Annotated in this window: 3 protein-coding genes; all 3 read right to left on the bottom strand. The window is 33.3% G+C overall.

Annotation, left to right across the window (positions count from 1 at the left end):
• Nucleotides 1–604: 604 nt before the first annotated feature.
• The 3 genes from RCH56_RS06410 to RCH56_RS06400 all read right to left on the bottom strand — a co-directional run bounded on the left by RCH56_RS06410 (nt 605) and on the right by RCH56_RS06400 (nt 10,630).
• Nucleotides 605–7,669 carry a lectin like domain-containing protein gene (locus tag RCH56_RS06410; protein ID WP_306484150.1) on the bottom strand — a complete coding sequence of 2,355 codons (7,065 nt, stop codon included), beginning with the start codon at nt 7,667–7,669 and terminating at the stop codon, nt 605–607.
• A gap of 92 nt (nt 7,670–7,761) precedes the next feature.
• Nucleotides 7,762–9,153, bottom strand: a complete 1,392-nt coding sequence (locus RCH56_RS06405; protein WP_306484149.1) for a CAMP factor family pore-forming toxin — start codon at nt 9,151–9,153, stop codon at nt 7,762–7,764.
• Nucleotides 9,154–9,199: 46 nt separating this feature from the next.
• Nucleotides 9,200–10,630: a CAMP factor family pore-forming toxin gene (locus tag RCH56_RS06400; RefSeq protein WP_306484148.1), complete on the bottom strand. Its 1,431-nt coding sequence runs from the start codon at nt 10,628–10,630 to the stop codon at nt 9,200–9,202.
• Nucleotides 10,631–11,144: the final 514 nt, after the last annotated feature.

Below are 11,144 nucleotides of genomic sequence, written 5' to 3'. Positions count from 1 at the left end.
CCAAACTACACGCATGACTTCCCATTCAGCATCAGTTATATGGGTACTAGCTACTGTTGTACACATTCTTTTTCCTCCTTATTGTTTACATTCGTAAACGCACTCTTTAAAATTAGTTTACTATTGTAAACTACCCTTGTCAAGTATTTTTTAATGTGTAAAATCTCAATTGTCTTTATTTTTTATTTTACAAAGTACTAATTACAAACTTGGTTTGATTTGCTTGTATTAATTTTAGGATTATACGCGATTAGAAGAATAGATATTAATATATTAATTTTTTAAATTGAGACAGTATAATAAATAAGACTAAAGTAAATTGTACCATTGACTACCGATTACATTCAGTAAAATTATTATTATATTATTCCATTTTGGTAAAAATTGATATTAGATCTATCTTAGTTTATCATCGCATGGTGCCATTAATATGCCGGAGTTTTTCACCATGGGCAAAATAAACTTAATTTCTGTATTACATATAGGCTAATATGCCTTATTTATCAACCTTCATATATCCTCTTTTCATTTCTTTACTTAAGTAAATAATACCATATTAGAAGATTTCTAACAAGAAAAAGAGGATATTTCTATCCCCTTTACTCTACTCGAATGATACATCAAACAAATCTGGAATTTGTGTTGATACTATATCTCTTGTGTATTTTGTATCTACGCATCTATCGAGCACATATTTGACATCATCTAGGTCATCATAATCTTTTATAAAGACTACCTTTCCTTCAGAATCTATAGCTACTATGGTGTTATTTCTCCTAGTATTCAGATAAAATATGGAATTTCCATTAGTATATATTTCATCTAAATCCAGTTCATTTTCTTCTATGCTTTCTGCTAAAAGTCTAGTAGACCCTATAGTATTTATAAGTTTAATTGAGAAATCATCACTAACTAAGTCCTTGGTATCAAGCCACATATCTTGGGTGGACTCTTCCTTGTAGTCTCCTAACATTAGGAGGGTAAGATTATCATCTTGGATAGCAGAAATTCTTGAGTATTTATTATCAAGACCTAAGAGGTTAATATTTTTGATATCTCTTCCGTAGTATCTCTTATTAGCGAGCTTTTCACTATCTCTTAAATTATCGTAGTCTCCCCTATGTAATCTTTGCTCATAAGTTAGAGGAAAGGCTCCTTCAATTTCTGTACTTTCGACATATGTTGGTTCATGGTCTCTGTTATCTGTAGATACTTTTAAATCTCCTATTTGTGGGAAGTTTTCTTCCTGCTTTTCACTTGAATATTTTGTTCTAAGAGATCTATTTACTAGATTTTCTACATCTTCATTGGACCTGTAGCTCATTGCAAACAATAATCTACCATCTCCATCTGCTATTAGGACATATGGACTTGAAAGCTCCTTGTCAAAGTCGTATTTCTCTCCACCAAAGTAGAAATTATCAGCTACATCGTTCATGTCATAAGATTCAAACATTGTATCCAAATCGTCTAGACCACCATAATTAGATATTTTTACTAGATTTATAGATTCTCTATCTAGATAATAAGAATTTTTCCACATTATTCTTGACCTATTGTCATTAGGAGAACCTACTAAGAATACATTTATATCACTAGATAGGAAGTCTTTGATGTAGGAATATTCTCCATCCATATCTCCCATCAAGTACATATTCATATCTTTACCGTAATATTTTTTGCTGATTTCTTTCTCATTTGGCTCAAAGATCCTATAGTCACCTCTCTCATCCCTCTGCTCAAGGGTCATTGGATATATTTTATTAGGGTCTTCTTCTGTATCATCAACTTCTTCTAGGATATCTAAATCTTCTATTTCTCTATAAAAATCAGTCACAGTTTCTTCTACTGCAAAGGTATCGACTGTTCTATCTATTACGTATTTGATATCTTCATTAGTCTCGTAGGACTTACTAAATAATAATCTTCCATTCTTATCTATAGCTACAATGCTTGGCTTTTGTGTATTGAAAGCTAAGTTGAAGGAAGGAGACATATAGATTTCATCTTTAACATCCCACAAGGATCCAAATCTTTCTTTCTCTCTATTAATAGCAGCTTGACTTCCGAGGTAGGAAACATTTATTAGATCGAATTTACCGTCTTTGATATAGTTGGCATTCTCCCACATTTTGATAGTTTCTTCCTTCCTATAGTCTCCTATTAAAAGAATTTTTGTTTTATTTTCTCCGATTGATCTTATATTAATCCTAGAGTTATCTCCTTTGAGTAAATTTATCTTGGAAAAATCATGACCGTAATTTCCATTGTATCTTAGTTCGTTTTCATCTACACCTTTGTAGTCGTCCCTATCGTTTCTTTGATCAAGAGACATAGGATAATCTTCTGGGAAGTTTTCTTCTCCTAGAAGATTATAGTCATCCTTACTTGCATAGTAACCATTTGACATATTAAATCTTTTTAATAATTCATAGTTTGACTTATATGGGAATACATTAATCATAGCCCCATTTTTATCAAGGATTACTACTTGATTTTTATTAGACCTAAATTGTCCATTTATAGAATTCCCCCTATAGAAATTATCTCTATAAACCTTGCCCTTGCTTATTTCCTCTAGGTCTCTCACGCTACCGTTAGTCACTACGTTTATGAAGTTAAAGGCTTCGTCATTTATCGAAGATGAATTTTCAAACATAGCCCTTGATGTAGAATCAAGTCTATCACCCATTAAAAAGATGCTCGGTCTTTTCCCATCTACTATGTCCTTTATCTTCATAGCCTTGTTGTCCGTATTGTATAGGACAAAGTTGCTATAATTATAGGCGTATTTATTTTTGACATTTATCCTTGTTAGATCGTCAGTTGCTGTGAAAAAGTCAAGGGCTTCTGCTCCGTCAAAGGATAGAGGGAAGTTTTGCTCTTTTACCTCCACATCTATTGGATTGATTGGTTTTTCTTCATCCTTTTTATCATCATCTTCCTTTGAGTCATCCGAATCTTTTGGATTTTCATCATCTTTATCATCAGGTTTTACTTCTTCATCTGTTTCTTTAGAATCACCTATCTGGATATCCAACTCTTTCTTACATTCACTAAAGCCTTCTCTATTTAAATAAATCTTTATCTTGTATTTTCCTAGAGCATATCTATCAGATGTATTGAAACTTAGATTTATATTTCCCTTATCATCTGACATCTCCTCTATTTCATCCATCACTTCATCATTTTGATTTACAAGACTTGCCCTAGCACTTACCTTATCAATTAAGGAATCGTTCAAATCTTTTGCACTTATTACTACGTTGATCCTATCTCCTAGTTCATAGATATTTTTATCTGTCTTTACATCTGCCTTCATTTGTAAGTTGCGAGGGGTATTTTGATCTATTATTTCATAGTCTCTCGTAGAGTAAGGATTTTTGTAGTCTGTGTCAAGTAGTTGGACTTTTATTTTGTATTTGCCAAGGCTGGTCCTATCATTAGTTCCAATCCTTAGTAGGTGGCGTCCATACTTATCAGTTTGCCTATTGTAGGATACTTTTCTTCCAAAAGGATCTGTTAGGGTATATATGATATTTCTATTAGAAAGCCCCTTCTTGCTATCCCTATCTTTTATTTCAACATTCACCTCTACGATATCTTTTCTCCTAACTCTGTTGTTCGGAATATTTACATTAATATCGCATGTTTTATAGTCGGATAGACCACTTATCTTAAGATATTCATCTATGCCTTCTTCTATTTCATAGACTTCTTCAAATCTTTTTTCTTTAACTTTCTCTAACAAGCCGTCCATATCATGCCTATCTCCTACTAGGAGTATTTTAGATTGCTTGTTTAAATAATCTAGGAATTTATCTAGGTCCTTATCCTTGTAAGGAATATTGATTGATGATTCAATACTCGCTTCTTCGTAACTTGATCTGTCTCTGGTATCAATGACCAAGGCTTTTTCTTTATTTAAGAAGTCTTTAAGATCTTTAGCTTTTATCTTTTCATAAGCCTTCTTTTCTGCCTTTGGTATTTTATGAGATGTTAGGAATATCAACTCTCTTTGACTTAGATTTTCGTATCCATCTTTACTAATAGCAAAATCTAATTCATACTTGCCCCTAGTATTGAGGTCTAGGTCAAATCTTGCCTTTCCTTCTTTATCAGTTACTAGTTTCACTTCCTTCTTTTCTTTTCTATTAGTGATTTTGACTTTAATGGAAGCATTCGGAAGAATTTTGTCATTTTCATCCTTTATCTTGATTGCTACAGGTACTTTCCCCGCTTCTTCGTATATATTTTTATCAAAGTTAATATCTGCCTTTATCTTATCAAGCTTTTCTCTTTCTTTTACCTTAAAGCTAATAGATTGAGTTTCGGACTTAAAGTTTGACTTGTTGGCCTTTAGACTAATAGTATAGGTGCCTGCTTTTAGATCTGGTTTAAACTCCCAAGATCCTTCTGCCTTATCATCTGTACTAGTCTTGTCAATCAATATATTTCCATCAGCTGTCTTAACTGATACACCAATTTCTGAATTTCCTACAGGGTTTCCATATTCGTCTAGACTCTTGAAGAATATCTTAGCCTTTTCGTCTTCATAGTATTCTTCCTTTTTATTTTTTATAGCAAGCTTTAACTGCCTATAGTCTATTTCATCATTACCAAATCTAATCTTATAGGTCGATGATGTAGATGGGTAGTTGTAGGCACTTGTGTAGGCTTTTATTGTATATTCACCCTTGGATGTGTTTAATTTTGGAGTTAGATAGATAAATACGTAGCCTTGGTAGTCTGTAACCTTCCTCATCGTAGTTTCCTTTTGGTTTGGATCGGTTATGGTTACTTCTACAGAAGCATTTCTCTTAGGCTCGTTATTTTCATTTCTAACTTGAATTTTTATATAGGCTGATTCATTTAACTTATAGTCTTTTTTGGCCGAATCAAAAGATATATTTAAGAATTTGCCATCTTTTTTGACAAAAAATTCTGTATCCTTACTAGTATCATAATAGCCTTCCTTGTAGGCAGTAGCTTCTAATTTATAAACTCCAGTTATATTGGCAGCTGTTAGGTCCATAGAGAAGTTTGCCCTACCATTTTCATCAGTTTTTAAGTCAAGATCATAGGACTTTTGATTAGCATCTGTAAGACTTACCCTGACATTTGCATCTCTGATAGCTTCATTGTTATGGCTTACTAAAAAACTCGCATCAACCTTTTCTTTCCCTAACATAAATTCATTCTTGTCTATCTTTATATCTAGGTCTAATTTTTCCATTAGAGGAGTGTTAGAGTCTACTTTTAGGTCAAGTATTTCTGTATAATCATCAAAACCTGACAAGCTAGCATCGATTCTTATTTTGTAGTTACCTTCTTCAGATAGGTCTTCTCCATCAATATCAAAGATTGCTTGACCGTTTCTATCCGTGTAGATTAGTCTTTTCGTTTCTTTATTGCTAGGGCTTATAAGGGTCATATTGACCTTAGCGTATCTTTTTATTTCCTTGTATTTATCAGTAACAGTACTTACAAGTCTTAGGTCATCTTTTGGTCTAATAGCTTCTCTTTCTAAAGTGTTTGTTACAAAAAGAGGATTTTCTATACTTGGAGTGAAGTCCTTGCTTTCAACATTGAAGGTATTGATACCGATTAATTTATCTTTATAATAAATGTTTAGCTTATACTTTCCTATAGCTGCATTGTTATCAAGCCTAACGTTAAAGTTAGCTTCACCAGTTAGGTTGGTTTTGAGCTTGTAATTAAACTTTTGATTGTGACTTGTTACTATCTCACAAGTTAAATCTTTGTTTGCAATTTGGTTTTGATCTTGATCTCTCATAGAGACATTTACGGCAAGCTTTTCTCCTTGTAGATAGTTCATCTTGTCAGTTATAATATTAGCCTTAAACTCTGCATTCGCCTCATCTACTTTAACTCGCATTGTATCAAAGACCTTGCTTGAAGATTTAGCTCTAGTACTAATTACACACTCTCCGTATCCTACTGCTTTGATATTTCCTTCACTATCAACCCTACAAACTGTTCTATCAGAGCTTTCCCATCTTATGTCTTTAGGATCACTATCTTGAGGCTCAATATCGACCTTTATTTTTTCTTCTGACCCAATTTTCATCAGTTTTTCTTTTTCTTTAAACTTGATGCTAATTATTTTATTTTCTATATTGCTATCATCATCTATAAAGTCTTTTGAAACAGTAAAAGCTTTGAGGGAGACATTGGCATTTTTAATTTGATCCGTAAGGTCTGTCCATTTCTCCCCATCTTTACTTACAAAAGACTGTCCGCTACTAGCATCTACCTTAGAAGAAAATCCTTTTATAGGACGTTCTATTGGAATAGGATACCTGTAACCAGGAGTCTTCATCCTAACAATAACTGCAAATTTCGATCCTTTAGGGATAAAAGTATCGTCTACCCTTACTTTTTCGTAACCGGCATATTCCATAGTCCCGTAAGCAATTGATTCCTTGTGGGCTAGACCTCCATTTTGATCGACATTAGTATTGATAAAAACTTCATATTCACAATTATTGGCAGAAGTCCATAGACCAACATTTCTTAAGTAAATATCTTCTTCAGTTGGTCCAAATACATTGGCATAGTAAGACTCCTCGCCAAGTCCTACTTGACTTGTCATTCCCAGCTTATCGTACTGCCATATTTTTTCATTTTCTTTTATGTCTTCAAGGATGTATTGGGAGTTTTGGCTACCTATATTTTTATCATAATATGATACATAGTAGTAGCCACCTTGCTTGCCCCAGCCAGTACCCCAAGAGTTTTTGCAAATCCAAGCTCCATCTCCAGGAGGGGTTATTTTAAAGTTTTTTCTAGAATAATTATCATCCCAGCCAACTATAGTTATGGCATGATTTGGGGCAGCTGATCCTTGGTAATTGTGGGCCATGGTTGTTTTATTAAGATGTTCATCTCCTCCCATAACAGCAGAGTAGACTCCACCATTTTCCATAATCATTTTCTTAAGGAGTTGATTATCATTTGAATCTCTCCTATCAGGAATAAAGATAGCCCTAGTAAGTTCCTTAGCTACAGGTAAGTTTTCTGGAGAATTCGTCCCATATATATCATAGGGGTCATCCTTTTCAAGAACTGGCCCAGATCTTCTTGCAAGATATGCTGTTGATACAGTCCTAGTTCCCCCTTCACTTGGGCCCCAGTCAAAACCATGAGTATTTCTCATATGTTTTTCAGAAAAGTCCATCCTCTCATAAGGCATTAGAACTGATTCGGCAGATCCATATGTAGCAAAAGCCCAGCAAGATCCGTTTGGTCCTTGATCTTTAACCGAAGTTACCCTTCCCTCATCTCTTAAATCATATAAGGAATTGCTAGCTACGTCTGCATTGAAGCTACTTACAGACCTAAAGAAGACATTTGGGAAAAATTTCCTCATTGTCGATCTATCAATTGCAGAATAATCAGTATAAATTTCATATGGGTCTTCTTTTATAGCTCTTGATACGATTGGCTCTTTATTAAAATTGTCATTATCTATTTTTTTATCGTCTATTACTTCATCTTCTTCAAGGAACAGACTTTGGTCAACATTTTCAAAGTCGACTATAGAATCCTTATTATCAGTCTCTTCCTGTGCATAACTAGGAGAAAGAGCTGTAGTGGCTATAATCAAAGATAATAAGCTAGCTTTGATTTTTGATATTTTTTTCATTTTCCCTCCAATTATAAATAAAGCTGTTGAAAAATACATAGAAGTCCACTAAACATTTTTCAAACAGCTTTTATTTAATAGTATTTATTTACTTAGTTAAAATCAAATATTAGGTATCCATCATCAACTTCGGATTCTTCACTTTCTTCCTCTCCAAAGTCTGGAACTACTGTCTCCTCAGATGCTCTTAACCTATCCCTATTGTATGTGTAAGTTTCATAGGAACCATATTCAATTTCGTCAGTGTCATGTCCAAATCCAACAATTATATCATTGTTATCACTTGGATTAAATCCATCTGGTAAGAAGTCGAATGATGGGTTATTTAACCAAAGAATCTTTGCTATTCTTGCAGGATCTGGAGTTTGAGATTGTACATTAAACTCTCTCCAAGTTATAGCTTCTCCGTCTCTAAGAGCTAGGGCTGATTCAAATTCTTCTGGATATTTTTCTCTCAATTCAGTTATATAATCTCTTAAAATATAAATACCTTCTGCAGCTCTTTGATAAGAAACGTCTCTTGCTCTTCTTACATCAGTTGCTTTTCTAAGTTCTTTATCAAAATTTGCCCTATCTTCATTTGATAGATATCTATTAGTTTTACTCTTGATAGCTCTCATTTCGTTAAGCTGTTTATCTATAGTCCCGCTTAGCCATTTTGGACTAGCATAGATGTCTTCTTCAAGTAAGGCTTGGATACAAGAAGATTTTAATCTTGCATCTAGTTCTATAAGATTTTTAACTTGAATTTGTTTGCTACTTTCACGACTAATATCATCGATTTCTTTTCTTAGAGAGTTTCTTACAAATTCTCTCTTACCCTTTACTCCTACTTCTGAAAGGTCGTCCCTATAATAGTTGTTTTGTAGCCTTCTTGCATCAGAAAGAGACTTATTAAATACTCTTTTTAGATAAACAGTTGCAAAGTCATCAGCTGTCAAGTCTGGCATTTGTACCAGCTCATCCATTACATTTGATATTCTCTCGCAAGCTTGCTCAATTTCATCTACTGATGCGAAAGGATTTAGAGCAGTAATTATAGCAACTGCAACCTCACCTGCGGCCTTGCTGTGAGCAGCTTGAACCTTATAGACTAATTCTGTAGAACATCTGTGGATGAAAATTCCTGTAAGTCCTAGAAGTTTGATTCTTGGAGCAATAGAATCTAGGTCGTAAATTGTTTCAGCATTGAACTTTTGGGCAGCTGGTGGCAGATCAAAAGACCTATCTTCTGCAAGAGTTATAAGATCTTCCTGATAAGCCTTCATCAAAGGTACATTTTTCACTTGATTGTTTTCTAAAAGTGTAGCTCCTTCTAGCTCATCTTCTGCAGACATTTGTGGGAAATTTTCCTCATATTCTTCGATTAAAGAATATTGACCCACATCAGTAACTTCTTCATTGTCAGCACTTGCTATTGTAGGTGAAATTACGTTAGCTAGGATAGCAGCAGCAAGTGCTATAGCGGCGATTTTTTTCTTCATAGTATTTTCCTCCTAAATACTCACTATAGTTACAATTTAATTTATACTAATTTGGATTAGTAAAATCAGGATATATAAGATCCGGATTCTCACCATCCATACTAGTAGTAACAATTTCATCCCTCAGACTTGCCCTTTGACTTACATAAGATTCATAAGGACCACGTTGGGCTTTCTGACTTCCAAATCCAATAATTATACTAGATCCAGAAGCCTGCATACCAGCTGGTATTTTATCAAAAGTTGGTGATACGAGCCAAGTTATGCTTGCAACTTGGTAAGGTTCGATAGTTGTTTGTGGAAGATATAAATCGAAAGCACCTAACTCTTCCCCACTAAAGACTTCGGGATATTTATCTAACAAGAAAGAATTAAAATCCCATAGGTCATAAACCGCATCTGCAACTTCCTCATACTTTATATCTCTTTCACGTCTTCTATCAGTCAAAGTCTTAACCAACCTTTGCCATATATCAAAATCTTCCTGGCTAATCTTAGGTCTATATCTTGACTTCAACCTATTTTGTCTATTAATCTCTGGCTGAATCACATCCCTCAGCCAGATGTTACTAGCAAGGACCTCATTAGATAAAAGCACTGAGGAAGTAGCAGACTTAAGTCTCGCATCAAGCTCTAATAGCTGACCGAAGGTGATTTTCTTGTTGACTTCTCTTGCTATATCATTAACCTCTGCCTTAAAAATATTTTGTATATAGGCTTCCTTGCCAGCAATTCCATAATCTCCTTGGTAAAATGACCTATTATAAATCTTTCTGGCTTCCCTTATATTCTTATTCATAAGTCTTTTCACATAAACTGTTGCCAGATCTCCAGAAGTCATATCTCTCATAGCTCTAATCTTTTCTCTATTAGAATCAAACTTATCTATAGCTCTAAGAACATCTTTTCTTCCATTGAAAGGATTTATAGCAACCATAACAGCTTCAAAACAAATCTGAGCAGTCAAATTATGAGCTTCCTGAATCTTGTAGATATTAACCGTAGTCATTTCATTAATAAAGCTAGAAACCATTCTTAAAAGCTGAATCCTAACTCCGATTGAACCTATATAGAAAAACTGTTGAGGATTATCCACATTAAGATTGCTAGGTAAATCTATAGCTCTATCATAAGATAATAAAGCTAATTCATTCTCCGCCTCTTTCATCAAAGGAATGTCGTAAGCCTTATCTTCTTCTATTCTTGCCCCCATAAGAACAGAAGCCTCTTGTCTTAACTCTTCATCACTTAGACCCAGATCATAATCTTCATTAATTTGGTCAAGATCTATTTCATTAGCCTCTAAAAGCTCCTCAGTAATGTCATCACTTTCTTCTAAATCTTCACCTTCATCTATGTAGATATCGTATTCATAATCGTCATCTGCAAAAGACTGATTAGGAAATAAAGCGACAAATGAAGGTAAGATGAAAGAAGAAGCAAGAAGAAGCGCTCCTATCTTGTTTTTCAATTTCATAACTAACTCCTTTACTCTAAGAAACAATCTATAAAATATTTTATATATCTATAAATAAATGTAACATAATTAAATACCATTGTCAATTCATAAAAATGTTTTCTTAATAAGCTTCATTAAAAATATTTAATGTAAATAATATTTTACAAATTTATCTTTGAAATAACAAATGACTTCTTAAGTAAAAAGACAAATAAGAAGTATATCAATAATAACAATCTGTTAGTATGTCTAAATTTAGTCAAATTACTAATTCATATTTCTACATTATATATATAAAGATATGAGTCCAAAATTCTAGTTCTAAAAGAAAAAAATATATATAACTTGAACAATATCTATAAAAAATCTCTAGTAAAAAGATCTTGACTTAAAGAAAACACTTTCGTCAAAGTTAAAATTTAGAAATTTAAAAAATATGATATTTAATATATAGCAAGGAAATCCAAAGAGCAGAAATTAAAATTATAAGAAAATATGCTAGAGGAAAAGATCTGCCTAGCTTGTTATATAT

The organism is Anaerococcus sp., from assembly GCF_030825785.1.
Taxonomy (GTDB): Bacteria; Bacillota; Clostridia; order Tissierellales; family Peptoniphilaceae; genus Anaerococcus.
Note: the sequence above shows the minus strand (reverse complement) of the source record. Positions and strands in the feature narration are given on the sequence as shown.

Coding starts and splice junctions, on each gene's coding strand:
- RCH56_RS06410 (WP_306484150.1), bottom strand. CDS start 7,669: ATGAAAAAAATATCAAAAATCAAAGCTAGCTTATTATCTTTGATTATA.
- RCH56_RS06405 (WP_306484149.1), bottom strand. CDS start 9,153: ATGAAGAAAAAAATCGCCGCTATAGCACTTGCTGCTGCTATCCTAGCT.
- RCH56_RS06400 (WP_306484148.1), bottom strand. CDS start 10,630: ATGAAATTGAAAAACAAGATAGGAGCGCTTCTTCTTGCTTCTTCTTTC.